A 24,473-nucleotide genomic window follows, 5' to 3' on the forward strand; every position below is an offset into this window, starting at 1 on the left:
GTAGTCATAATTACAGTTAGTATAGCAAAGAAATAAGATAAATTCGATGTAACGATTAAAACAGATTTAATTGTTCGGGGTCGCGTGGCACCAGATTGTCGAAGTGCAGCCCCATCATTTCCTGCAGACGCAAGGCATTGGGCGCCGCATCGCCACCCGAATTATTATTAAAAATTACACAGACTTCTTGGGGCGCCGGCTTCAATGCTTCAATCTGCTTTTGAAACTGGGCCAACTCTTCATCCGAATAACGGTAAAGTGTCCGCTGCTTGCGCCAGGATTTGCCAGGATTTCGCCAGCCAGCCTGGTTGCGGCCATGCAAACGCAGCAAGGCCAGTCGTGGGTTGGTGTTGACCAGATAAAAAGGCACCGAAGCTTGGGTTGACTGCGCCTCGTCCGCCGCCACGAGTGTGTAATGCAATTCTTGGCAATAGGCAACCAGGGCCCGTAATACCCCGGTCTTATACCAGGCCTGATTGCGCAATTCGACCGCAATCGGTAAATTGCCCATCAGCTGGCGAACCTTCATCAAATAATCGATGTTGGTAACCGTGGGCGTAAAGGTCGGTGGAAACTGAAACAAGATGGTCTTGAGCTGGCCGGTCGCAATCAACGGACTCACCGCCGTCTTAAAGTGTTGAAAGACCTGTGCCAAGTTAAGGCCTGCCGGGAGTTCTGCCTGTGGGTGCCTGGTCATCGATTGATGGGCCTTCACAATGAATTGAAAACCCGGTGACACCTGACCAATCCATTTCTGTACGGTGTTGATATTCGGCAGGGCATAAAAGAAGGTGTCGATTTCCACCGCCGGCATCCGTTGCGCGTATTCGTTTAAGGTGACCGTCCGCTTGGCCCCACCGATCAATGCGGGGTGTTCAGTCCAAGTTGTCAATGCCAGCGTTACTTTCATCCGTACTTGCCTCTTTAAAAATTAAAAAATTCGCGATTTTGCTCATAATTGCGACAATTCTAAGAAAATGTGTTAGTGAATATTTAAAATAATATTAACCACATAGGTGCATATAATCTCATCTCAGCCGCCCTTCCCTGGGTAAACTTGCAGGCAGGGGGAAAGCCGTCAAAACCGCGTCATTACTAGTTTCTAATAGTACCATATTTCTCTTTTCTTGGTTATTTTAGCGTGTTAGATTGGATAGTGGAAAAAGGAAGGGAGACATGATTATGTTTAAGCATTTATTGAACCGTCGTAGTCGTCACCAAGTTCAGCGTGAACAGAAGAATAGTTTCCCCCGCATCTGGAAAGTTGGGGGCAAGGCTATCAACTTTGGTGCCTAACGACTAATTGACTACATTAATTGACTACATTATGAGTGAAAAAATGCTCGCCAGTGTTTTACATTGGCGAGCGTTTTTTGTCGCTATGATGATTAATCAGCGGGCTGGTCGTGCATCTTCAAGGTGATGAAGAACGCCGCCATTAAGAAGACCGAAACCACCCAGTAAGGATACTGGTAGTTCATGTCCAACAGTGCCCCTGACAACAGTGGCCCGACAATGTTGCCGACCGAAGTTAGGGACATGTTGATCCCGTTCAAAAGGCCCTGGTTCTCCTCACTCATCTTGGTCAACAGAGTGGTGATTGCGGGGCGCAGCATGTCAAAGGCCTCGTATACCACCAAGGTGGCCACGAAGATCTGCCAGTGGGAATGATCGTAAATCACGAAGATGGTCCCGATCACGCTCAGCAAAAATCCCCAGCGGATGATCCGCATTTCGCCGACCCAAATGACCAGTTGATCAAAGAGAAAGGCCTGCAATAGCAAGGACAACAGGCCGTTGATGGTCAAGACACCAGCAATGGCCGCTAAACTGAAATGGTGCACCTGGTTGACATACAGGCTGTAAATACTTTCGAAACCGGCCAGGCCAAACGCCGATACCAGAATCATGATGAACAGAATCGTCATCGCCGGGCTGGCCATCTTCTTCAAGTCGGCGATCACGCTGCCCGATTCTCTTTGCGGGTGTACATCATCATAGATCTTTTCATCCGCGTCCTTTGGCAGCTTAATTACGGCCACGACCGCACTAATTAAGCCTAAGACACCTGCCACCCAGAATGGCATCTTATAAGAGATTCCAGCAAGCAGCCCGCCTAAACCAGGGCCGAGCATCAAACCGCCGCTGAAAGACGCGGACAGCCAGCCGATCACCTTAGCCCGCTGTTCTTTGGTCGTAATGTCGGCTGCCAGTGCCATCGCAGTCGGGACAAACATTGCCGCCGATAAGCCGTCAACCACCCGGGACAGGTCAAAGAGCCACAGCTTACTGGTTGCCGCAAACACAAATTCAGCCAGGGCAAACACCACCAGGCCCCACACCAGCATCGGTTTCCGGCCGGTTTTGTCTGATACCCGGCCAACAATCGGTGAGGCAATGAACTGGGCCAAAGCAAACAAGGACGACATCATTCCCATGTCAAAAGCCGAGAAATGATATTCATTACGGATAAAGGGCATAACGGGGAAGATCAGGCTCATCCCCAGACAAATTAAGAACTGACAAAAGAGCACAATTAGAATTGTATGCTTAACTTGTTTGGTCATAGTCTCCTCCTGCGCTTTAAAATTATACAAAAAAGGCGGTGCAGCCTTTCACTGCACCGTTTTTTTCTAACTCAGACTAGTCTATCATCTAACTTCCAGTTCATCAAAGAATTTGAGTGCATCGTCCTTAATCATGGTGAACTTAACCGGTAGATGCAACTGCTCCTCATTGATCGCCAGAACTTTAGCGCTCGGGTTGGCATACTGCAGAAGTCCGGCAAATGGGTAAACTTTCATGCTCGTCCCCACAATGACGACCAAATCGGCGTTGGCCATTGCATTTAAAGAACGGGTGATGTTGGACTGCTTAATTCCCTCATCGTACAGAACAATGTCGGGGCGTAACTCACCGTGGTCCTTCTCATGGAAGCGGCTGTGCAGATAGTCTTTCACATCCACTTTTTCATGGCACTTCGTACAGTAAACGTTGTACAGGTTGCCATGAAAATCGATCAGGTTCTTCGTGCCCGCTTCTTCATATAGGTTATCGATGTTTTGGGTAATGACCGTGGCCTTGCCTAACTTAGTAAATGCCGCCTGCTTTTTGTGAATTACATTTGGTTTAGCGTCAGGGATGTAGAGATTTTGCTTACAGAATTGGTAAAAGCCTTCCGGGTCGGCCGCAAAATAGCGGTGGCTCAGATAGTATTCCGCATTCTTGTTCTTAGTATATAGTCCTTTGTCCGACCGGAAATCCGGAATACCGGAATGGGTTGAAACACCTGCACCCGTCAAGAAAACAATGTGCTGTGCATCATCAAATAAAGTTTGTTCTTCAACCATGCAATCACTTCCTTACACCATATGGCATGTCCAAATCCGCCAGTAGTTTAGCTACCGGTTCATCATAAATTTTAACAAAGGCTTGGGCCCGTGCATCGTCCTTGCCCTTTGGTGCCTTCATCACAAATGAGTTTTGGTGGTCATTGCGCATCAGGCCAACGTAAATTTCGCCATGGCCGTGACGATCCTTCATATCTGAGTGGAAGATCTCGAACACCTGGCGAACCTGCAAGTGCAATTGCCGTTCGGACAAAATCGGGTTCAGCGTCGTAAATTCATTGTTGTGCAAGGCTGGGAAGCCCCACTCGAGCATCTGCTGGTCAAACAGCCGGTACAGGAGCACAATCTGCCGGCGCATATCAAACGGCGACTTGATTTCGTGCTTCATCATCTGCGCATAAATCTTCTCCGCTGCCGCATAAGCAACTGGGTAATCCTGCTTTAAGGTTCCAGCGTACTGATCCAGGTGGTCACCATAGAAGACCATCGCATCGAGCAGGGTCAACAAGCGCAGGGTACTCTCTTCATCATTGCCATCCTTTTCGGGATCAATGGTGGCCTGGATTCCCTTCAAGTACTCTTTTTCCACCTGTTCATCAATCAGGCCATGTTTGCGCTGTTCGCTGACTACCACCCGGTGCATTGCCGTGTCATAAAGGTCGGTGGAAATCATCATCATTTGCTCGTCCATCTCTTCCTTCCCTAATGACAGGTTAAAGAAGATCTGCGGAAAACCGCGCAATAACATCAACAAATGCAGCAATTCGTGCGATGCCGTATAGTTGGGCGCGGTCGCATCGGTTACCGTAATGCAGAGGCCACCAGGCAACGTATCCGTTTTGGCCTGGTCGTGGCGGACATAACCGCTCTTCTTGTCATCGAACTGGACAAAAACGTTGCCCCGTGGAAACAGGTCGTTAACTTGGTCCAGCAGACTCTGAGAGGCCTCATTCAATTGAATCTCTTTTGGCATTTCCTACTCTCTCCTTATTTTTTCCAATGCTTGCTTAGCAGTTTGCCGGTCAACATGGTCCAGCTTCTGCAAGGCTGCCACTACCGCATCAACCTCGTCATCTTTAGCACCCACACTAAGGGCCAGCGACCGGTATTGCAGCTGCATGTGGCCGGCCTGAATGCCCGTTGTGGCGAGTGCGCGTAAGGCAGCCAAATTCTGGGCCAAACCGATACTAGCCACGACTGCAGCCAATTCGGCACTGCTGTGAATCTGACTCAGTTGGTAATTGATCTTGGATTGCTGACTCAGCTTGATTGAACCGCCAACGATGCCTAGGGATAACGGAATAGTCAGCTGGCCCCGCAATCCCTGCTTGTCTGTTTGCCAGGTTGCCAGGCCACGATATGGGTGACCATCGGCTGCATAAGCATGAGCACCTGCTTCAACCGACCGCCAGTCATTGCCGCTAGCGATCACTGCAGCATCAATGCCGTTCATGATGCCCTTGTTATGGGTGGCAGCCCGAAACTCGTCGACCTGCGCCAACTCACTCAGCTGAGCAATCCGTTGTGCCACTTGGGAACCGGCCATAGTCTTGGTGGCCAGTTGTTCATTCGTCACATGGCAGGTCACTGTTTGCAAACTGCCCACAAAAAGGTTGCTTAAGATAGCCGTCAAGACGTGGAAGCCCTGGTCGCTCAGAAAGTGGCCGACCGCTTCGGCCATGGTGTTGACGCTATTGGCTCCCATAGCTTCTTGCACATCGACATAGACGTCCACGCTCAGATAACCCGGTAGTTCCCGGACTTTTACTTGACGAGCACCACCGCCACGCGCTTTCATCGACGGCCGTGCAGCATTGGCCACCTGAAGCAGTTGGTCAGCATGGTCCAGCAGCCATTGCTTTGTGCGCTCATGATGATCTGGCTGGTCGACGAGGACTACCTGGCCAATCACCTGGTGGGTCTGCTTGGGAGCAGTGAAGCCCCCTGATAAGCGTACCCGTTTAGCACCATTGTTGGCTGCGGCAATGACGGACGGCTCTTCGGTCACCATGGGCACCAGATAAGTTCGGCCATTAACCAACAGATCGGTCACCACACCCATAGGCAGGCGGTAATCACTGATATAGTTTTCCACCAGCTCGTTATTCATGGGGCTCGCCTGGCGCTTTAAGAAGTCCAGTTGCTCCTGATTCAGATTGGCAGTCTGAGCCAAGCGCTGGCGGCGTGCTGCGGGTGTCAGACGGTATAAGGGCTGCTCGCTCATGATTGCTTCACCAGTTGCCGATCACGCTGCTGAATGTATTCGGTAATGATTCCTTCACGAACACCGCTTTCGGAAAAGATCACCCGGCCATCACTGTTTCGCTGCAATAAGCAGATTAATGGCAGCATCCCGCCGACAATGATGTCCGCCCGGTCTGGCTCCAGGCCCGGCATGTGCTTGCGTTGGGCCAGGTTGCGGTTCAAGAGCTCACGGTAAGTGGCATAAACCACGCGGGACGTTAAACGGTAACCGTGAATGCTGCGAGAATGCTGGTGACGATAAGCCTTCGTCATCCGAGCCAGGGTACGGTTGGCCCCACCGAGCAACACAATTGGCACCCGGTTGGCATAGCGCAGCCACGGAATCTTATTGAAGCGGCCGGTCACCAGTGTTTGGGCCCGGAATAAATCTGCCGACCGCACATAACCGCCCAAGCGGAACTGCTCAGACAAGTTAACGGCACCAAACGGAATTGAAATCAAATCGCGTGCCTGACGGTGTTGCACAAGCACCAGTTCACAGCTGGCCCCGCCAACATCCAAAATCAGGCAGTGATCCATCTTCAGGGTGCGAATCACCCCTAAATAGTCGTAGTAAGCCTCTTGACGGCCCGACAATACGCGCAAGTCAATTCCCACTTCCTGCTTCACCCGCTGCAAGAATTCTTGCTGGTTCTTTGCTTGCCGTACAGCCGCCGTCGTAATTCCGGCAACTTTTAAGTTGGGATAGGTCCGGTATACCTCCTTGAACCGTTTTAAAGCCTGAATCGTGTGCTCAATCGCTGGTTCTTGTAATACCTTTTCGGCCCCCATCCCTTCAGACAAACGTGTGTCTTCCTTCACCCGTTTGATCTCATGGAAGCTGCCATTATTGTTGATTCTGGTAATTGCCATCCGTGCTGAATTGGAACCCAGATCAACAATCGCAAGGTTTTCCACGGCTCATCACCTCTTTTGTTTTTTGGATTAGTCGTTTTTCAATCCCTTTAATGTTACCATTTTATGTTCGGTGAAACATTACTAAACTACCCTGGTTCATAAATTTTGGTGCATAACGCAAGCATGATAAAATATATTCACTTGAAAGGAGCGATTGTCTTGGCAGACCAGGCTGATCTGAAACGAGAACAAAAACGAGTAGACATGGTCATTCACCAAATTGACGTGCAAATTGAACGGGCTAAATCCGCTTTAGCCGCCGCCCATAAGGAAACGCGCGCCGTTGAACAGAATTACGGTGAAAACGCCTCAATCAACCGTTATGAAGTCGATGACATTGCGGAATCTCGTTCGGCCATCGAACAGCAACGTCAGCTGGTTTCCCGGGCTGCCGAGAACGAAGACATCCTGCGCCGGCAGCTGCAAACCTTGCAAACCCTGCGCAAGTCGCCATACTTTGGACGGATTGACATCCAGGATCCTGATGAAAAAGAACCGGAAAGCCTGTACATCGGTGTGGCTTCGTTAATGAACGACGACAAGACGGATTTCTTGGTTTATGACTGGCGGGCGCCCATCTCCGGTATTTACTACAACGGTACCTTAGGCAATGTCAGCTACCAGACACCGAGTGGCCTGCGTCAAGCCAAGTTGTTGAAGAAGCGTCAATTCACGATTGTGGACGGCAAGATCACCAACATGTTTGACACCAACGAAACGGTCGGTGACGAAATGCTGCAAAACGCACTGGGACACACGGACGACGCCTACATGCAAAACATTGTCGCCACGATCCAACACGAACAAAACGACATCATCCGCAACACCGATAGTGACCTGATGATCGTCCAAGGGGTTGCTGGTAGTGGGAAGACTTCCACCATCCTGCAGCGGATCGCCTACCTGCTTTACCATGCCAAGGCTTCGCTCAACGCGGACCAGATTGTCCTCTTCTCGCCGAACCGGCTATTCAGCCAATACATTTCGCAAGTCCTGCCTAGCTTAGGTGAACGGAACATGCGCCAGGTCACGCTCGATGGTTTCTTGAAACGCCGCTTTGAAGGCTTAGACGTTGAATCGATTTTTGACCGCTACGAAAAGGTCGGTATCCAGGGCAGCCCCGTGCAGCAAGTGATGGAATCCGCCCAATTCATGCAGGCGGTGGCCAATTACTGCAACCAACTACGACACGGGCAGCACGAGCTCTTCTTTGCCGACGTCAGTTTTCGTGAGCACCCCTTCTTCTCCGCTGACCACGTGAAGGCAATCTTTGCAGAACAGCCAAGTGCCATGAGCATTCCTGACCGGATCATCCGCACCAAGAACCGGCTGATCCGCGAGTTGCAGGCCAAAACTCGCAAAGTTGCCCAACAAGACTGGCTGCAAAAGGAGCTCAACGACCTGACTAAGTTGCAGATCCTCCACTTGATGGGCAAGCACCACTTAGACGACTTCAAAGATGAACAGGCAGCCAACCGCTATTTGGCCCGGCGCCTGGCTCACGAACGTCTGCGCGTGGTTGCCGACGCCATCTACAACAACTACTTCTTAAACTTCAATGCTCAGTACCAAAATTTCCTGGGAAATAACGTCTGGGGCGGCCAAGTTGAGCCTGAAACCGTGCAGGCGTTGATCAAAGATTTCCAGCATGATTGGGAATACCACCGGTTGAAGCTGGTTCATGCAGCGCCATTCATGATGCTGCGCGATCTCATCACCGGCGAAGGTCAGAACCACGACTTCCAATACGTCTTCATTGACGAAATGCAGGATTACTCGCCAGCCATGCTGATCTATTTCCGCCACGTTTTTGCCAACGCCAAGTTCACGATCCTGGGTGACAGCGAGCAAGCCCTCTTTTATCCATTGGCGCTGCCCGAGCAACTCCTGCAGCGCCTCTCCGTTGAACTGCATGCCAAGCATCCGCGCTTGATCACCCTGCGCCAGAGTTACCGTTCCACGTACGAGATTACGTCGTTTGCTAAATCACTACTGCCAGACGGTCACCTCATTCGGGCCTTCAGCCGGCATGGTGAGAAGCCGCAATTGACCATGTCCTACCACCGTGATCAATGGCAAGCCGACCTGACCGCAGCGGTTCGACGCGGCTTGAAGTCTTACCCGACCGTTGCCATCCTGACCCGGACTGAAGGACAGGCTCAGGCCATCTACTCCTTGCTCCACCAGCACTTCCACAACATTACCTGTCTCAGTGCCGATGACAAGCAGATGCCAGCCGGTGTCCTGGTCCTGCCAGCCTACTTAGCCAAGGGACTAGAATTTGATTCCGTCATCATCGCCAACAGCAGCGCACAGGCATTGGGCCCGGACGCTACCGGCCTGCTCTACACCATGGCCAGCCGGGCGATGCACCAGCTGACAATTTTGAGTCTGGGACCGGTTGCGGACGCCTTTACAGATAAAGCAAGTCGGCAATTACAGATCACCCACCAGCTCAACAAAGCCTAACAAAACAAACCGCCAACGTTTTTCATGCGTTGGCGGTTTTTCTGTAAAATGAACTGTTTAAACGGCGTGGTTCCACAAGAAGTTGTACAGCAAGGCGTTCACATCATCGTTGTGGTGGAGGCGACTGTGGGACGCATATTTACCATGCATTTCTTTCTCGGTGTATGACTTGGGCCGGTTGTTCAGCAAGTAGCGTAATGACTGAGCGGATTGCACCGTCAGATCGCCATCCGTACCATGGCCCTTGTTGCCATAGACATTCAGCACCTCAGCCGACCGCGGATAAGAGTCGCGCAAAGGCAGCAGCGCCTTGTACTGCTTGCTCATATGATTCGGTTTGCCGTTCTTGTCGACTGAATCGTTGTTCTTGTTGTAATCATCCATCACCAGGCCGTTGAACGGACCAGCCAAAGCGACCTGCTTATTCAAGCGCGGCAGCTTCTGGTCATGCCGGTAGTAGTAGAGCAGGTAAAAGCTGATATCCTGGTTGCCCATCGAATGACCGACCAGGTTGACCTTCTTGAAGCGGTAACGGTTCTGAACACTCACAATCACGTTCCGGGCCCAGCGTGCATCCGTTCTACGGTTGGTTACCCGCGGATTGTCATAGTTAACCTCGACTACCGGATGGGTGGTGCCCTTCTTCCATTTACCGCTCAGCGATACTTGACCGCTGGGCCGTACATGCGCGACTAAAACATCACTCTTCTTCAAAATTCCTTCTTTGATGGCCCCGTTCACCATGTATTCTTCGGCATGGTAGCTGCTGCCATAGCCGTGGAAGAAGAAGGTCGGGGTCCCAACCGTTGGGGCATTTTTATCCTGGTGTTGCCGCACTGAAGCTCGCAACAAGGAGCCATTATAGTAAGCCACCCCGCCTACGACCAGCAAAATAACAATTAACAAGCCCCATAACCATTTTTTCTTCATCAGCTTTGCCTCCTTAACGGATTAACGTTCGTGGACCCGCCGCAGTGAATGTTTCAAGATAAACGGTGCCAGCAAGGTGGCTAGAACGATTACCGTAATGATATCAGAGTAGTACTTTTCCGATAATAAATGTGCTTGGAAGCCAACTTGCGCGGTGATCAAAGCCATTTCGCCGCGCGCAATCATCCCGCTCCCGATGATGTAAGAACTGTCAAGGTTGAAGCCCATGAGCTTGGCTCCCCCACCACAGCCGCAAAGCTTGGTCAGGCAGGCCAAAATCGTCATCATGATGATGAAAACCAAGGAACTCATAAAGTGGTCAAAGCGCATGCTCAGGCCCACGTTGACGAAGAAGATCGGGATGAAGATTGCATAGCCGATGGGTTCAAAGCTGCGGTTAACGGTGGCTTTCTTCTTGGTATTAGCAACCGCAATCCCAGCAAAGAAGGAGCCAACTGCCCCGCTTAGGTGGACACCGTCGGCTAAGGCAGCCATACCCAGGCAGATCACCATAGCCATGACTGATGGTGCCGCGACCGTCTCCAAGCGTTCACTCGTATGCATCATGTAAGGGGCCAGCCAGCGGATCAACAGGTAGGTGCCACCAAAGAAGACGACCTGCATGATCAGAGTTAAGGGGAGGTTTTGCTGGGTTGAATGACCACCCTGGCTGTTCATCATCCCGATCAACAGACTTAAGGCGATCACACCACCAATGTCGTCAGCAACGGCCGCACCTAGGATGGTAGCCCCTTCCTTGCTGCTCAATTGGTTGTATTCGCGCAGGACGGCGACCGAAATGCTGACTGACGTTGCGGAAAAGATAACCCCGATGAAGAGGGATTCGAACCACTGCATCCCATAGATGTCAGCGGCCACACCCATCACAATGACTGGCAAAAGCATCCCCAGCAAGGCAACGACAATGGCGGGCTTCAAGTATTTCTTCAGGAGGGTTAGATCACTTTCAAGACCGGCGATAAACATCAAAATGATCACCCCGATCTCCTGGAACTCGTTAATCATGGCGTTGGGCTGAATCCACCCCAAAACGGCCGGTCCCACCACGATGCCAAAAACGATTTGGCCAATCACGTCGGGGATCCCAGCCCGGATGCATAGCTGTCCTACAATCTGAGTACCTAATAGGATTAACGCTAAAGCGCCAACGAATTCCATGAATGTTCCTCCAATAAAACTAAAAAGAAAAAAGCTGTTTATTATTATATACGGATAAACCACCGCTTTGACAACAAAAAAGCTGGAGCGCAACCGAATTATCCATGGCTTCGGTGAAACGCCCCAGCGCATTTAATTGTTGATTCTTAACTACCGATACAGATTACCATCTGCCAGGTGCCCCGATGTAGTCATCGACACCGTCAGGATTGCCTGACCACTTGAACTTATCGTACCAAATGGCATGCTGGCCCTTATCCAATGCGTCGATGCGCATCATGTCAAACGGCGTCAGTGTAAAGTCAAAGATATCCGCGTTCTCCTTCATCCGCGCAACGTGGGCAGTCTTGCACAGTTCGATTACGCCGTGCTGCAGGCCCCAACGCAGGATAACCTGGGCTGCGGTCTTGTGGTGTGCCTGAGCGATCTCATTGATGACTGGTTCGTTGAGCAGGCTGCCATGGCCCAGTGGTGACCAAGCTTCCAATTGAATGCCGGCTGCCTTGTCGAACTTCACGATGTGTGGCTGTAGGATTCCCGGATTGAATTCAATCTGGTTGACTGTTGGTAATGTCTTGGCATGGTCAATTAGGTTGATCATCCGGCCGTTATCGAAGTTGCAAACCCCAATGGCCCGAGCTTGACCGTCTGCTAAGATGGCCTCCATTGCCTTCCAGGTTTCAACGTAGCGACCATTCACTGGCCAGTGTTCCAAAAGCAGGTCAACGTGGTCGGTTTGAAGAGCCTTCAGTTGACCTTCAACGCCCTTGCGAACCCGATCGTAGTCGCCTTGGTCGCCATTGAAAATTTTCGTTGTCAAGAAGATGTCATCACGTGTTACTTTGCCACTCTTAATAGCCGCCTGCATTCCTTGGCCCACGCCTTCTTCATTGCCATATTGCTTGGCAGTGTCGATCAGGACGTAACCGTTGGCCAATGCATTTTGGACCATTGTGGCAGTCTCTTTAATTGGTGTCTTCCAAACACCCATCCCGAGCTGTGGGATCTTGACCCCATTGTTCAGAGTGATGCTTGGCTGCAAATTTTTATCCATGACTCTCACCTCAACTATTATTATAGGCTTTTTTTGCTGTGCACTGCAGTCTTTGAAGCGAAAAGCCCCAGTGAAGTGGCGGTTATGCTATACTCAACTTACACCCTTGGCATGGAGCGAGTACCGATTCTATCGGTGGGGCGAATTAATTGCCCAGTCTCGTATAAAGGCGGCCGGAATGATCCCGACCGCCTTTTCCATCACTACGCGTTAAATATGGAGGCTATTATGGAAATTATTGCTGCTTTCCTTGTCACATTTGTTGGCTGTGAACACCTGGCAATTATGCTGATTGAGATGTTTGCCAGTCCCCAGAAACAAGCTGAGTATTTCGACTTGAGTGTTGACTACACCAAACAACGTCCTGCTAGAATTGCCATGGCCAACCAAGGCATTTACAACGGTATGCTGGGATTCTTGATCTTGGTTAGCTACTGGCTCTTGCCCCGGACTTATCACCTGGTCGTCACCCAATTGTTAATGATTTTTGTTGTCGTAGTCGCCCTCTATGGTGGCTTTACGGTCAGCAGAAAAGTGTGGTCAATGCAGATGCTGCCAGCCGTTTTGGCAGGAGCCGCCGTTGGTTTCTGTATTTTGTAATTTAGTCAACAAAGGCCTTGTGACATAATCCCTTTTGCATACATCGAAATTTAACAGGCGGTACAACAATGGCCCCCAACGTTCTGAGCTTTCGAACGCTGGGGGCCTATTGTTGCTCGCGGGGGCGTGACTACGAAGCCATTAATAGCTTCTGTCACGCTCCTTTTTAATGAAAGTCCGTGTAGTAATCGCAGTGCATCTTATTAGGCACCTGGTCCCAGTGAACCGGGTAGCCGGCACCGTGCGCACAGAAGACCGAATCAGGCGTGTTGGCCAGATCGGCGACGGGATCATAGCCGGCGTCAGCAATGACCGCTTCTGCATTGTGACAGGGCCGGTTGCCCGCGGGGACGCAGGCCAGCTGTCCTTCGCCATGCGTATAGCCACGGACTGTTGCCGCATAGTCGCGAATCTCGCTGACAGGAGCATGACCAGTGATCTGGGTCTGATTGTTTGCCAATGGGGCCGGTGCATCAAAGTCGCCACTGGCGCGCTGAATGTCATTCAATGCCCGGCCAACTTGGTCATTGGGCACCAGGAGCGTGAACCGGTACCAAGGCTCTAGCAGTTGACAGGCCGCCTTTTGCTTTAACTCCATCAGGCCTTGCCGCAATGCACGGTTAGCAGCCTCACGGAAGTCGCCGCCAACCGAATGAACAACGCTGGCCCGACCGCCAACTAATGTAATCTTTGCATCGGTGAGGGGTGCACCAATCAACACACCCCGCTGCAACTTGCTTTTCAGGGCCGTCATGATCTGCTGCTGGTAGTTGTGACCCAACACGTCAACCGAACAGTTGATGGCAAACTGCAGCCCGCTTCCCTGCTTGCCTGGCTCGATCAGGAGGTGACATTCGGAATAGTGCCGCAACGGTTCAAAATGGCCGACTCCTTCAATCGCTTCAGTGACCGTCTCTTGGTAGAGCACCGTTCCCTTTTCAAAATGGACGTCAATTTGATAGCGGTCCTTGAGCAGCTGGGCCAAGACTTCCAGTTGCATCGGTCCCATCACCTGCACCGTGATGGCCTTTAATTCACTGTTCCACACCACCTTCAGTTGCGGATCATCCAGTGACAATTCCTGCAGCTTTTGCAAACAATCGTGTTGGTCATGGTCGATCACCACTGTGTAGGCCAGGACCGGTTTCAACAGTGCCGTCTGACTGCCAGAATCTTCACCGAGACCTTGACCGGCAACGAGCTTTTCCGGGCCCACCACCGCACATACGCCACCGGCAGGCACCTGCTGGACCACGTCATATTTTTCACCGTTGTAGACACGCAGAGCATCCGCTTTTTCGTCGTCCACCAAAGTCTGCTTGGCCTGCAAAGCTCCGCCCGTCACCCGTAGCCAGGTCAACTGAGAACCATCCTTGTCGTGGCTGATCTTAAAGACCCGGGCGCCAAACTCGCTCGGCCACTGCCGGCCCAATGTCCATTTTGCCAGGCCGTCCAGCAGCTCACTTACCCCTGTCTGCTTCAGGGCACTGCCGAAGTAAACCGGGAACACTTTGCGTTGGGCGATCAATTGCTGGACCTGCGCATCAGTCAAGCTGCCTTGCTTTAAGTACTCTTCCAGGGCCGTTTCGTCTTGGCTGGCAACGTCCTCCAGCGTCTGTTCGGATAGTTGCTGACCAAATGGCAGGCAGCCGTCATCGAGTGCCTGCAACTCCTTCATTACCCGTTGACGATCAAAGCCCGGCGCATCCACCTTATTCACGAAGATAAAGGTCGGTACCTGATAGCGGGTCAACAAGCGCCATAAGAGCCGGGTGTATCCAGTGACCCCATCGCTGCCGGCAACGATCAGGATGGCATAATCCAACACCGGCAGAACCTGTTCCGTGGTCGCCGCAAAGTCGACGTGGCCTGGTGTATCTAGCAAGGTCATGGAGACATCATCCATTGTTAATTCAGCTTGGTGGGCGAAGACGGTAATGCCTCGCTGTTTTTCAATTGCCGCCGGATCCAGAAAGGTGTCGCCATGGTCAACCCGACCGGCATGCCGAATGGTCCCGGTTTGATATAACATCTCTTCAGACAGGGTCGTCTTGCCAGCGTCAACTGGAGCAACGATCCCCATAGTAATCTTCTTCATCGTTTAATATCCTTTGACTGTGTATCATTAGTAACAAATTTTTCCAGGCGTGGCCAACAAATAATCATTACGATCGCTAAGATGATTACACCGATCACACGCACCCACCACAAGGGCGTTGCCAAGTTACCGCCAGCTTGGTGCAAATGCTGATAATAGATCTGCAAAATTTGCCGTGGTCGCCGATTATAAGTAAAGTTGACAAACACAATTATCGCCAACAAGCAAACTTGCGCACTAATGCTTCCCAGCACGTTGTAATACAGACGGATAAAGCGCTGATTATTAATCGCAATGCGCTGATCGGCCTGATAGAAGTGCCAAACGATAGTATTGATCGCACTGCCACTTGCTACCAGCAGAAAAAAGCCACTCAAATAAACCAGATCATTCGGGATGAGCAAGCAAATACCGCTAATAATTAATAAACTGCTCAGGTGACGCCGATCACGTAGCCATTTAAGCTTTGCGACCCCAATCAACCCACCAACTAATCCCAGAATGAACGATAGAAAAGCCGCGATTAACAGGTTCTGTTTACCGCTAGCATCAAGAGCGAACACATTATAGATCATAAAACCACTGTTAATTGCACCAACGATGAACGTCCACATCCGATATGTCGGTGTCTTTTTCTGTAACTGACTAAAACCAGCTAACATGATCAACCACATCGCTAACAATAACCAGACTAGCATCATCAACCCGGTCTGCTTGAGTCCGCGCGCGGCAAAGGCCATCAAAAACACCAAGATAGCTGACAGCATTTGCCGCCAACTGATTCTACCGGAACCAATTTGCGTTTGTTTTGGCCACGGATTCGGCAATTTCCACACAACATCCATGCTTCCTAATTCCACTAAAAGCAATTCTAATACAAAGGCTTCCCAATGCCACTTAGACAAAGCAAAGCCGCCAATGATCAATAATAGTAACTCACCAATTGCTGAAAATGCTGTTCCTTTAACTGGCCAGCGTCCTTCCAGCTTGAGTTGATCACGCACCGTTTGATAAGCAGCCGGAAGCGTACCAATTCCACAACCTAAAATAGTAGCTCCGGCCTCAACAAAGGATGGTATAAGTATCAGCAACGTGCCAATGATGATTAACATAGAGTCCAGACGCAGCAGTTTCCAAGCTTGTTGAATTGGTCCAATTGAACGCCAAACAAAAGGGATTGTTTTAGCAAAAACATAAAAGAAAATCACCGGTAATGCTCCAGCCACTGTCCGTCCCTGGTCAGAAAAAAAGAGGACCAGTAGCATAGTTGGCAGAGCCAGGTAGCCAAAATTGAGTGCCTCTTGATTAATCAGTAGCCATCGTTTCATTGCTTGTTCTCCTTCTGTAGCTGCTTTTGCAATTTGTCCAAGAACAGGTTGCCAACGTTGGGGAGGGGTTGGTTTTTCCGCCAAATCAGCGTGTTTTCGTCCGGCTGCATTCCCGCTAAGGGTCGATACGTCAAACCGTCAACCGCCGTCGTATTGAGCAAGTGGTCATAGGTAAAGGCCACGCAGGAACTGTTCTTAACCAACAAATAGGCGTTATAAATCAGATTGTAGCTGCCCACAAAGCGAAACTGGTTCAGCATTTCTCCGGCCCAAGAGCGGAAGGCATCTTGCTCGCGGGTCTGCACCGAGGTTAATAATAAACGGTCAACCAGGTCTTGGGGTTGGATGGCCTTCTTCTGCGCTAATGGATCAGTGGCCCTCATGATCACGCCCCAACGATTCTTGCCGGGCAGGGACAAAGTATTGTACTTACGCAAATTGTAGTGGCCCATGATGATCCCAAATTCTAAGAGCCCCGTATCGAGTCGGGTAAACATACTGTCAGCGTCACCACTATGCAGTTTGACCTGAACGGCGGGATATTCTTGGACAATCTCACCGACCGCCGCCATCACTGGGGCAACGGCCTCGCTTTCACCAGAGCCAATGTCCAGGCGACCACTAACCACATCGTGCGACTTTAGACGGCCCAGGGTCTTGTCAGTTAACCCAATGATTTCTTCGGCCTGTTGATATAAATAATACGCTGCCTGCGTTGGATGCAGCTGACGATGGCCACGAATAAAGAGAGGATTGCCGATTTCCTCTTCTAAATCCATAATCTGCCGTGACAAGGCTGGCTGCGAAATGTGTAATTGCCGCGCCGCCTGCGTAATATTGCCGACCTGCATAATTGTAATAAAGTAGCGAAGTACCCGAATTTCCATGTTAGCCTCCACATAACCTAATTGCATAGTTAATGATTACGCATAAGTATTTTACATCATTACTCCCAGTCCATAAAATATAATCAATCATTTACTTGGGGGTCTGATTATGGGAAAAATCGTTAATTCTGCAGCTGATCCAAAGTTACGAATCTGATCGCCAAAAATCAGTTGCTAGTCCAAAAATTAAACTCGCAACCAGCCCTTCCCGACCAAATTCGGCAACAGCTTGCTGCCATTACCGGCCAAGCCATTGATCCAACGACAGAGATTCGGCTACCGTTTTATACCGACTATGGCCGCAACATCCGCCTTGGCAAGGGTGTGTTTATCAACAATGGGGCCACATTTACCGATATGGGTGGGATCGATATTCATGATGTGCCGGACAACACTGTCGTTGCCGGCTGCCCTGCACGAATGATCAAGAAAATTGGAAAGGATGATTAAAATGGCCTATGGATACATCGTTGACTTAAAAAAGGGCGTGCACCGTGACCACGTCCACTTCAATAATCGCTTTAACATGCAGATTGCGGCCGATTTATACTATCCGGAGTCACTGAAGCGTGGTGATGAACTACCGGCATTGATTGTTGGTGCTCCATATGGGGGAACCAAAGAGCAAGGACCGTGCGTTTATGCTAACGAACTCGTCAGCCGTGGCTTTGTCGTATTGACGTTCGACCAGGTATTCATGGGTGAATCCGCTGGCCAGCCACGCCACACTTCGTCACCAGACCTCTTTGCCGAATCATTTAGTGCGGCCGTTGATTACCTTGGCATTGCGGTCCCATTCGTCAATCGAGAAGAAATTGGCGTGATCGGCATCTGTGGTTCTGGCGGCTTCGCACTTTCGGCTGCCTCCGTTGACACCCGGATCAAAGCCATTGCCACGACTTCAATGTATGACATTACCGGTGTCACGCGTGACTTCATGAAATTAGGGCCGGATGAAATTCGCAAAATGAAGGATCAGCTGTCTCGTCAACGTTGGGAAGACTTTGCCAATGGCATTCCGGACTACCAGCCAAGTTTCAAGACCAAGCCTTATCCCAATGAAGAAGCGCTGCCCAAGACCGATCCAGTGACCAATGAGTGGAACCGCTTCTACGCACTCAAGCGGGGCTTCCACTACAACGCCCGAGGAAACTTCACAACAACTTCTAACCTATCGATGATGCAGTTCTCGGCTCTTCAATTTATCAACGAAATCAGTCCACGACCAATCCTCTTCGTCTTTGGCGACCGGGCTCTCTCCCGTAGTTTTTCCGAACACGCCTACGAATTGGCTAACGAACCTAAGGAAAAGTATGTCGTCAAAGATTGTGAACACATCGATCTCTATGACCGGGTGGACAAGATTCCGTTCGATAAGCTGAGCGACTTCTTCCACCAACACCTCACAGCATAAAATTCCCAAATTAATAAGGACCCCTGCAAGCAGATTCTTGCAGGGGTCCTTTCTAATATCTATGTAATTTTACTTCATATCGAGGGCAAGTCCTTGGTCATGAATGGCCTGGCCCATCTGATCGCGGCGATGATCAGTTGCCGCTAGCTTTGCCCCGGACACCTGCTTGGTGAAGGAGTCAATGCGGCGGTTGGCATCACGCAAATCGTAGTAAGTCGTAACCACGTCGTCATAGTCCTTCAAATCGGCAGCCTTGAAGCCCTTTGGATAATCATTCTCAAACGCCATGTCAGCAATTGGCAGGCGTGGCTTCAGCTGCGGCTTTTGGTCAGGCACCCCAAACTGAACGCCAAGAACTGGGAAGGTCATCTTGGGCAGCCCTAATGCCTGGATCAACTTAGCTGGGTCGTTCTTAACGGAGCCCAAGATAACGGCACCCAGGCCCATGCTTTCGGCAGCAACGACCGTGTTCTGGACTGCCAGCACGGTGTCTTCAACCGCTTGAGCAAATTCATCGGTGGTGTGCAAAGTACCATCATCTTGACCCAGATCATGACGCAGCTGCTGGTTTCTGAACAAGTCGGCAATGAAGATGAAGAGGTCACCATTGGCCCCAACGTATGGTTGGCCGCTGATTTCACGAACGGCCGCCCGCTTCTTTTCATCAGTCAAATGCAGAATTGAGAACTGCTGCAGGAAACGAGAACTGGACGTATGCCGAGCGGCGTCATACAAAGTTGTCAGCTGCTCTTTGGTCAACGTCTGGTCCTTGAACGCCCGGATGGAACGGTGATTTAACTGCGCGTCAATTGTTGAATTGTGAATCATTATTATGCCCTCCACTTACTTTTTGTAAACCACCGTCATTATGAGGTCAATTTAGGCAAAAAGCAACTACTTATTAAAAGTTAATGAATTAATCACGCCGCAGCTGCATGTGCATGGTGAAGACATAGCTGAGGCCGATCATCACTGCGGACCACAAGAGGCCAAAGATAATCCAGGTACCCTGCCAGCTGGCAATGTTGACCAACGTGACCAATGTGTTGTGGCCTGGCTGGAAGTACTTGATCATTAATTGGGCCAGTTGAATCATTAGGAAAACGAAGATGGTTGGCAAAGCGATGGCAACCACAATTTTCCACTTCCGCGGCAACAGGGCAAAGCCGCTTCCGATCGCAAAAACCATCGTCATCATGCAGACAATCATCAGTAACGCAGAGAAGGCTGATTCCCAGCTGAAACTACCATGTGCCGTCAACTCCCATACTAGCCACATCAAGAGAGTCGTGGTGGCTAATGAGGCGATTTCGCTCAACCAGATCCGCTGCCGCGTTTGGCCGCTCTGCATGCCTAACTTGAAATCACTGTAGGAAAAGGCCAAGTAAAGGAAGCCGTAAATCAAAACGGCAACTGACCAGGTACCGGCAAACCAGCCGGAAACGATATCGTTTAGTCGAACAAAGCGCCAGCCATCCGTAAATCCGGTCATCAAAACGGACAACAGCTGCAAAATGGCAAAGGTTAAAGCAACGATCCCGACGCTGACGAAGAAACGCCGGAGTGATTGCCGGTAAATAACTGTGAGCTTATTCATTGATCTCATCCTCCCCGTTGGTCAGTGCTAAGTAGGCCTGTTGCAGGTTCATGTGGGTAACAGTCACGTCATCGGGAATGGGCTGCTGGTCATCCAGCTTCTCGATCACGTAGGCCGTCTTGATCTTCCCCACTGTCTGCTGGTCCAGGACTTTCATTGCTTGTGTGTACTGATCGACTGCATCTGCAGGCCCGCTAATCGTGTATGCCCGATTAAGCAAGTTTTCAACATCCTCGTCGGCAATCAAATGGTGGTCATGGAGCACAAAGACGTGTTCAACCAAGCTTTGAATTTCGTTGATGATGTGGGACGAAATGACGAAGGTCCGTGGCCGCTGTTCGTAGGTCTTCATCAATTCCCGGTAAAAACGGTTGCGGTGGTTGGCGTCCAGCCCCAGCATTGGTTCATCCAGAAAAATGAAGTCGGCGTTGACACATAAGGCACAGGTGATTTTGGCGGCCGTCGTCAAACCGGTGGATAGGTTCGACAACCGAGCGTGTTCGTTGACACCAAAGGCCTTGGTCAGCCGGTGGGCAAGTTCGTAATCAAAGTGACCATAGCCCTCATCTGCCAACTGGAACATTCCGCTCACACTGGTGCGTTTGCCATACATATTTGAATCGCTCATCAAGTACAGCCGTTGCAGTGATGGGTAGTGGTTGTGAACCTCATGATCGCCTAAGACCACTTCGCCCTTGCTGGGGAAATTCCGGTCGTTGATGATGTTCAACAAGGTTGATTTACCGGCCCCATTCTCGCCCAGCAATGCATAAATCGTCTGCGGCTGGATGGTCAGTGAAATATCATCTAGGATCTGCGTCCTGCCAAAACGTTTGCTGACGCCGTTAATCTTCAGTGCTTCCATTTTGGTACCCCCGTTTAATCAGATTCATCAAATGCGCTTCATTGATATTGAGCTTGCGTGCTTCGGCCACCAGGCTTTGCACGTAATCGTGATAGAAGTCTTCCTTGCGTGTTTCCATGATTTTCTCCTGAGCACCTGCAGCAACAAACATGCCCAGCCCGCGTCTTTTCTCCAACAGCTGGCGGTTCACCAACTGGTTCATGCCCTTCAATACCGTTGCCGGGTTGATGTGCAGTTCCTGCGACAGCTGAGTCGTCGATGGTACCTGCTCGCCTTCCCGGTAGATACCCGTAAAGATCATCTCTTCCAGTTGATCGGCTATTTGTTGATACAGCGGGCCCGACTGATCAAAGTGAAAATTCATCAGGTGACCCCCCTCCTTTTAGCCTAGTTAGTTAATTACTTGTGTAACTAACTATATAACCAACCCAAAATAAACGCAAGTCTTTGCTCAGACTTTTTCGTCGATCTCATCCGCACTGGGACACTTCTTCTGGCTTTGGTCATTGCCAGTTGATCGACAACCTTCCTATAATGAGACACAGATATTCTAGAAAGCAGGTTAATGATGTCTACTATCAGTAAGCACGTAAATATATTCCACTGGCTCTTGGTCGGCCTGACCATCTTTATTTTCATCGCCAGCGCCGGCCAGTTAATGACGACCCAAAGAATCGGCAGTCCCGCCTTCTTGGCCCTGTGGTTCATCAAAGTGGTTGTTGCCAGCTTGGCCTTAGCGGTTCCATTGATGATTGGAAGTCGGCAAAAGCCCTTCCGACACAGTCAGTGGACCGTTATCTGTCTCTGGCTGATTGGTGGACTGTCCCTGCTGTGTTCGCGTTTTGCCACCCCGCCTTTGACCGTCAAAATGGTTGGCATCCTCAAGTCACCCGAACAGTACGTGATTCAAAACGTCTTCATCGCGTGGTTCATGAGCACCCTCCTATTGCTCGGCCATGATCAGTTGCAAAAGATCCTGCATCGATGGTCATCCAAGCAACGAGGACGCGTGCTGGCTGCCGTTGTCGCCCTCCACTGCCTGTGTACCTGGATCTTTCATTACGACCTGTTCGGTTTCAACGCTGCTACGAGTGGAACTTGGTTTTTGTTGCTCTTCATGCTTGGTGACCTGATTGCCAACCTTGATCTCAGCCGGTGGCAACTGTCCACCAAAGCTTGGGCCTTCATTTGTCTAATCCTGTGGCTGGCGACCGCGCTGGCTGCCTGGCTCAAGATGAACGTGATTCAGTACGATCCGCACAACGATTTCACCAAAAACCTGCATTACTTGTATGCCATTCCGCCCTATCAGCCAATCATGCTGCTGACAGTTCTGGCAACGGCATTGTTGTTCAAGCAAATCCATCATTCAAAGGTTGACCAGCAGCACCTGGTTCGGTTAATTCTCTTGCTCAACCTGCTGGCTTTACCCGGTTTGATCAACAAGTTCCTCCTGCCGACCTGGTCCTGGCTCGCTGCCATTGTGATTGCAATCGTCACCCTCGCCGTCGTTGCCCTCTTACCGGTATTAATACAGCGTTATGCCCGTGACTGGTCGTGGTCATTTAATAAGACTGCCTGGCAAAGACGCTTTAAACAAGTGGTTGCCTATTGGCCAGTACTGACCACCTGGCTCATCCTATGGCTCATCACGGCCTTTTCGTTTGCCCTGTTGTGGGGAAACAAGCGCTGGACGATGGTGCAGTGGATGGTCAGCAAGCGGGACCCGATCATCCTCGTCAACGTCTGGATCGTTTTCGCGCTGGTCGTGATTTTGATGGCCATTTTGAACCGCTGGTGGCTCAGCTCTGGCATAGTCATCGTGCTTTACCTGGCCTGGCTGGTGGCTTCTGTTTTGAAGATTCAGGCGCGCAACGAACCAATCCTGCCGTCCGATCTCTCGGCGATGGCGGCCCCGAAGGAAATGCTGGGCATGGTCAACCCCTGGGTAATGGGGCTGGCCCTCGCCGTGATCGTTGCCATCTTGCTGGTCTTCATCTTCATTGACTGTCGTGTCCACTCGCCCCGGCTACGGCCACTGTACCGGGTGGTCTTGGCGGCCTGTGCCTGCATCTATCTAGGTGGCTTTGCCTGGGCCAACCACAGTCAGTCACTCACCTTCCGTTACCTGCAATCAATCAGCGATACCCCCTACTTCTACTCCCAGCTCCGGGGTGCCCGCATGAACGGAACCGTCCTGCAGTTTGCAAACAATGTCGACGTGGTGGCGATGAAGAGGCCAAGCGGTTATTCTGCTGCCGCCATGCATAGAATTCAGCGCCACTATCAGCAAGTGGCCCAGCAAATCAACCAGCACCGGCGTTTCAATGATGTGTCATCCCAGAACCTGGTCTTCGTGCTCAGCGAAAGCTATGCCGACCCGCGTCTGTTGCCTAACCTGAAGATGACTGGTGGCAACCCCATGGAGTTCTATGACCAGCTGGCGCAACACGAACAGAGCGGCCTAATGCTCTCGTCAGGTTACGGTGGTGGGACCGCCAATATGGAATACCAATCATTGACTGGCTTTTCCATGGCCAACTTCTCGCCCACCATGCCCACACCGTATTCACAGCTGGTCCCTTACCAGCAGCATCCGTTTGCCATCAACCAGCTCTTCAACTCTTCGGTGGCGGTGCATCCGTTCTCGGCCAACCTTTACGACCGCAAAACGGTTTTCCGCAAGTTCGGCTTCCAGCGCTTCTACCATCTGGATGGCGGCAGCCGGCTGACCTATAAGCGGCACATCGACCAGAGCCCCCGTATCAGCGATGACTCGGCCTACAAAGAGACGACCCTCCACTTAAAGGGCTGCCATGGTCGCTTTATCCAGCTCTCAACCATGCAGAACCACATGCCCTACCAACCCGCCTATTACAAGCAGGTCAAGTATCATGTGAATGCTCCTTGGATCAAGAGCCCCGAAGAAGCCAACACCATCGCGGCCTACGCGGAAGGTCTGCACTACACTGATACGGCGTTGAAGAGTTGGATTGCCAAGTTGGATCAAATGAAGGAACCCGTCACCGTCGTCTGGTACGGCGACCACCTGCCCGGCATCTACAGCGGCCTATCCATGGGCCAAAATGGCGTCAAAATGCATGAGACCAACTACTTCATCTACCAGAACCCAGCGGCGAAAAAGGCCGACAGTGGTGCTGAGCAGATGCCCCACAAGGTCGTCAGTCCGAACGAATTTCCTGCCCTGGCATTCAATATCATGAACGTCAAGGTTTCCCCTTACCTGGCCCTGTTGACCCAGGAAGCCCAAGAAATGCCGGCGATGTCGACCCCCATCAATGGAACGGCGCGCAACAATGCCGCCCACCGCGGTGGGATTGCCTTTGTCAACGCGGAAGGCAAGCAGACCAAGTTAACGAAGGCCCAAAAACACCTGCTCCATGATTACCAACTGGTTCAATACGACTTGACTGCCGGCCATCATTACCTGCAAAAGGCAGCCTTTTTAACCCGCGTTCCGCAATAAAAGTCAATCATGAAAAAAGGGTTCTCGATAAATGTCGCTTAGCGATTAAATCG

The 24,473-nt window shown here is 50.9% G+C and carries 21 protein-coding genes; 5 read left to right on the forward strand and 16 right to left on the reverse strand.

The annotated features are described in order from the left end of the window. Positions 1 to 55: 55 nt before the first annotated feature. From IV45_RS01595 to IV45_RS01620, 6 genes are all read right to left on the reverse strand, one after another. Entirely contained in the window at positions 56 to 910 is an 855-nt protein-coding gene (locus IV45_RS01595) for a DUF72 domain-containing protein (RefSeq protein WP_057740020.1), read from the reverse strand. 478 nt (positions 911 to 1,388) lie between these two features. Continuing rightward, the gene (locus tag IV45_RS01600) at positions 1,389 to 2,567 is read right to left on the reverse strand and encodes an MFS transporter (RefSeq protein WP_057740021.1); all 1,179 of its coding nucleotides are present in this window, start codon (positions 2,565 to 2,567) and stop codon (positions 1,389 to 1,391) included. Between the two features lie 84 nt (positions 2,568 to 2,651). Next, complete coding sequence (locus tag IV45_RS01605; RefSeq protein ID WP_057740023.1) at positions 2,652 to 3,350, reverse strand: NAD-dependent protein deacylase; 699 nt, start codon at positions 3,348 to 3,350, stop codon at positions 2,652 to 2,654. Between the two features lie 4 nt (positions 3,351 to 3,354). Further along, on the reverse strand, positions 3,355 to 4,323 hold the full coding sequence (locus IV45_RS01610; protein ID WP_057740025.1) for a hypothetical protein: 969 nt from the start codon (positions 4,321 to 4,323) through the stop codon (positions 3,355 to 3,357). A 3-nt stretch (positions 4,324 to 4,326) separates the two neighbouring features. Next, positions 4,327 to 5,574: a hydroxymethylglutaryl-CoA reductase, degradative gene (locus IV45_RS01615; protein ID WP_057740027.1), complete on the reverse strand. Its 1,248-nt coding sequence runs from the start codon at positions 5,572 to 5,574 to the stop codon at positions 4,327 to 4,329. Continuing rightward, positions 5,571 to 6,512 (reverse strand): Ppx/GppA family phosphatase, encoded by a 942-nt coding sequence (locus IV45_RS01620; RefSeq protein ID WP_057740029.1) that lies wholly within the window; start codon positions 6,510 to 6,512, stop codon positions 5,571 to 5,573. The genes IV45_RS01615 and IV45_RS01620 overlap by 4 nt, the downstream gene beginning before the upstream one ends. Before the next feature lie 123 nt (positions 6,513 to 6,635). Here IV45_RS01620 and helD point away from each other — a divergent pair, with 123 nt between their 5' ends. Next, positions 6,636 to 8,981, forward strand: coding sequence for an RNA polymerase recycling motor HelD (gene helD, locus IV45_RS01625; RefSeq protein WP_057740031.1), 2,346 nt, complete (start codon positions 6,636 to 6,638; stop codon positions 8,979 to 8,981). Between the two features lie 57 nt (positions 8,982 to 9,038). Here helD and IV45_RS01630 read toward each other — a convergent pair whose 3' ends face one another. The 3 genes from IV45_RS01630 to IV45_RS01640 all read right to left on the reverse strand — a co-directional run bounded on the left by IV45_RS01630 (position 9,039) and on the right by IV45_RS01640 (position 12,144). Continuing rightward, on the reverse strand, positions 9,039 to 9,911 hold the full coding sequence (locus IV45_RS01630; protein ID WP_235807647.1) for an alpha/beta hydrolase: 873 nt from the start codon (positions 9,909 to 9,911) through the stop codon (positions 9,039 to 9,041). 21 nt (positions 9,912 to 9,932) lie between these two features. Further along, positions 9,933 to 11,090, reverse strand: a complete 1,158-nt coding sequence (locus tag IV45_RS01635; protein WP_057740033.1) for a cation:proton antiporter — start codon at positions 11,088 to 11,090, stop codon at positions 9,933 to 9,935. Between the two features lie 163 nt (positions 11,091 to 11,253). After that, the gene (locus IV45_RS01640; protein ID WP_057740036.1) at positions 11,254 to 12,144 is read right to left on the reverse strand and encodes an aldo/keto reductase; all 891 of its coding nucleotides are present in this window, start codon (positions 12,142 to 12,144) and stop codon (positions 11,254 to 11,256) included. Between the two features lie 228 nt (positions 12,145 to 12,372). Here IV45_RS01640 and IV45_RS01645 point away from each other — a divergent pair, with 228 nt between their 5' ends. Further along, on the forward strand, positions 12,373 to 12,744 hold the full coding sequence (locus IV45_RS01645; RefSeq protein ID WP_057740038.1) for a DUF1304 domain-containing protein: 372 nt from the start codon (positions 12,373 to 12,375) through the stop codon (positions 12,742 to 12,744). Positions 12,745 to 12,910: 166 nt separating this feature from the next. Here the strand turns inward: IV45_RS01645 and IV45_RS01650 are convergent, their stop codons facing one another. Genes IV45_RS01650 through IV45_RS01660 form a run of 3 tightly spaced genes read right to left on the reverse strand, consistent with a single transcriptional unit; the run spans position 12,911 to position 17,057 of the window. Beyond that, positions 12,911 to 14,842, reverse strand: coding sequence for an elongation factor G (locus IV45_RS01650; protein ID WP_057740040.1), 1,932 nt, complete (start codon positions 14,840 to 14,842; stop codon positions 12,911 to 12,913). After that, complete coding sequence (locus tag IV45_RS01655) at positions 14,839 to 16,170, reverse strand: hypothetical protein (RefSeq protein ID WP_057740042.1); 1,332 nt, start codon at positions 16,168 to 16,170, stop codon at positions 14,839 to 14,841. The genes IV45_RS01650 and IV45_RS01655 overlap by 4 nt, the downstream gene beginning before the upstream one ends. Then, positions 16,167 to 17,057, reverse strand: a complete 891-nt coding sequence (locus tag IV45_RS01660) for a LysR family transcriptional regulator (RefSeq protein WP_057740044.1) — start codon at positions 17,055 to 17,057, stop codon at positions 16,167 to 16,169. The genes IV45_RS01655 and IV45_RS01660 overlap by 4 nt, the downstream gene beginning before the upstream one ends. Positions 17,058 to 17,228: 171 nt before the next feature. On the opposite strand from IV45_RS01660, the gene IV45_RS01665 reads away from it, so the two are divergent. After that, complete coding sequence (locus IV45_RS01665) at positions 17,229 to 17,507, forward strand: LbetaH domain-containing protein (protein ID WP_057740046.1); 279 nt, start codon at positions 17,229 to 17,231, stop codon at positions 17,505 to 17,507. 1 nt (position 17,508) lies between these two features. Next, positions 17,509 to 18,471 (forward strand): alpha/beta hydrolase, encoded by a 963-nt coding sequence (locus tag IV45_RS01670; RefSeq protein ID WP_057740048.1) that lies wholly within the window; start codon positions 17,509 to 17,511, stop codon positions 18,469 to 18,471. Between the two features lie 69 nt (positions 18,472 to 18,540). Here the strand turns inward: IV45_RS01670 and IV45_RS01675 are convergent, their stop codons facing one another. The 4 genes from IV45_RS01675 to IV45_RS01690 all read right to left on the reverse strand — a co-directional run bounded on the left by IV45_RS01675 (position 18,541) and on the right by IV45_RS01690 (position 21,297). Next, a complete protein-coding gene (locus IV45_RS01675) occupies positions 18,541 to 19,299 on the reverse strand; it encodes an NADPH-dependent oxidoreductase (protein WP_057740050.1) in 759 nt (252 codons plus the stop codon). A gap of 88 nt (positions 19,300 to 19,387) precedes the next feature. Beyond that, positions 19,388 to 20,068 (reverse strand): hypothetical protein, encoded by a 681-nt coding sequence (locus tag IV45_RS01680; RefSeq protein WP_057740052.1) that lies wholly within the window; start codon positions 20,066 to 20,068, stop codon positions 19,388 to 19,390. Then, positions 20,061 to 20,933: an ATP-binding cassette domain-containing protein gene (locus tag IV45_RS01685; RefSeq protein WP_057740054.1), complete on the reverse strand. Its 873-nt coding sequence runs from the start codon at positions 20,931 to 20,933 to the stop codon at positions 20,061 to 20,063. The genes IV45_RS01680 and IV45_RS01685 overlap by 8 nt, the downstream gene beginning before the upstream one ends. Next, the gene (locus IV45_RS01690; RefSeq protein ID WP_057740056.1) at positions 20,914 to 21,297 is read right to left on the reverse strand and encodes a GntR family transcriptional regulator; all 384 of its coding nucleotides are present in this window, start codon (positions 21,295 to 21,297) and stop codon (positions 20,914 to 20,916) included. Before IV45_RS01690 ends, IV45_RS01685 begins: the two co-directional genes overlap by 20 nt. 204 nt (positions 21,298 to 21,501) lie before the next feature. Here IV45_RS01690 and IV45_RS01695 point away from each other — a divergent pair, with 204 nt between their 5' ends. Beyond that, positions 21,502 to 24,420: an LTA synthase family protein gene (locus tag IV45_RS01695; RefSeq protein WP_162257106.1), complete on the forward strand. Its 2,919-nt coding sequence runs from the start codon at positions 21,502 to 21,504 to the stop codon at positions 24,418 to 24,420. The last annotated feature ends 53 nt before the right edge of the window (positions 24,421 to 24,473 follow it).

Origin of the sequence: Limosilactobacillus secaliphilus (assembly GCF_001437055.1) — a bacterium.
Classification (GTDB): domain Bacteria; phylum Bacillota; class Bacilli; order Lactobacillales; family Lactobacillaceae; genus Limosilactobacillus; species Limosilactobacillus secaliphilus.

Coding starts and splice junctions, on each gene's coding strand:
- helD (WP_057740031.1), top strand. CDS start 6,636: ATGATAAAATATATTCACTTGAAAGGAGCGATTGTCTTGGCAGACCAG.
- IV45_RS01655 (WP_057740042.1), bottom strand. CDS start 16,170: ATGAAACGATGGCTACTGATTAATCAAGAGGCACTCAATTTTGGCTAC.
- IV45_RS01675 (WP_057740050.1), bottom strand. CDS start 19,299: ATGATTCACAATTCAACAATTGACGCGCAGTTAAATCACCGTTCCATC.
- IV45_RS01685 (WP_057740054.1), bottom strand. CDS start 20,933: ATGGAAGCACTGAAGATTAACGGCGTCAGCAAACGTTTTGGCAGGACG.
- IV45_RS01630 (WP_235807647.1), bottom strand. CDS start 9,911: ATGAAGAAAAAATGGTTATGGGGCTTGTTAATTGTTATTTTGCTGGTC.
- IV45_RS01610 (WP_057740025.1), bottom strand. CDS start 4,323: ATGCCAAAAGAGATTCAATTGAATGAGGCCTCTCAGAGTCTGCTGGAC.
- IV45_RS01595 (WP_057740020.1), bottom strand. CDS start 910: ATGAAAGTAACGCTGGCATTGACAACTTGGACTGAACACCCCGCATTG.
- IV45_RS01600 (WP_057740021.1), bottom strand. CDS start 2,567: ATGACCAAACAAGTTAAGCATACAATTCTAATTGTGCTCTTTTGTCAG.
- IV45_RS01695 (WP_162257106.1), top strand. CDS start 21,502: ATGTCTACTATCAGTAAGCACGTAAATATATTCCACTGGCTCTTGGTC.
- IV45_RS01615 (WP_057740027.1), bottom strand. CDS start 5,574: ATGAGCGAGCAGCCCTTATACCGTCTGACACCCGCAGCACGCCGCCAG.
- IV45_RS01640 (WP_057740036.1), bottom strand. CDS start 12,144: ATGGATAAAAATTTGCAGCCAAGCATCACTCTGAACAATGGGGTCAAG.
- IV45_RS01660 (WP_057740044.1), bottom strand. CDS start 17,057: ATGGAAATTCGGGTACTTCGCTACTTTATTACAATTATGCAGGTCGGC.
- IV45_RS01645 (WP_057740038.1), top strand. CDS start 12,373: ATGGAAATTATTGCTGCTTTCCTTGTCACATTTGTTGGCTGTGAACAC.
- IV45_RS01670 (WP_057740048.1), top strand. CDS start 17,509: ATGGCCTATGGATACATCGTTGACTTAAAAAAGGGCGTGCACCGTGAC.
- IV45_RS01690 (WP_057740056.1), bottom strand. CDS start 21,297: ATGAATTTTCACTTTGATCAGTCGGGCCCGCTGTATCAACAAATAGCC.
- IV45_RS01680 (WP_057740052.1), bottom strand. CDS start 20,068: ATGAATAAGCTCACAGTTATTTACCGGCAATCACTCCGGCGTTTCTTC.
- IV45_RS01605 (WP_057740023.1), bottom strand. CDS start 3,350: ATGGTTGAAGAACAAACTTTATTTGATGATGCACAGCACATTGTTTTC.
- IV45_RS01650 (WP_057740040.1), bottom strand. CDS start 14,842: ATGAAGAAGATTACTATGGGGATCGTTGCTCCAGTTGACGCTGGCAAG.
- IV45_RS01635 (WP_057740033.1), bottom strand. CDS start 11,090: ATGGAATTCGTTGGCGCTTTAGCGTTAATCCTATTAGGTACTCAGATT.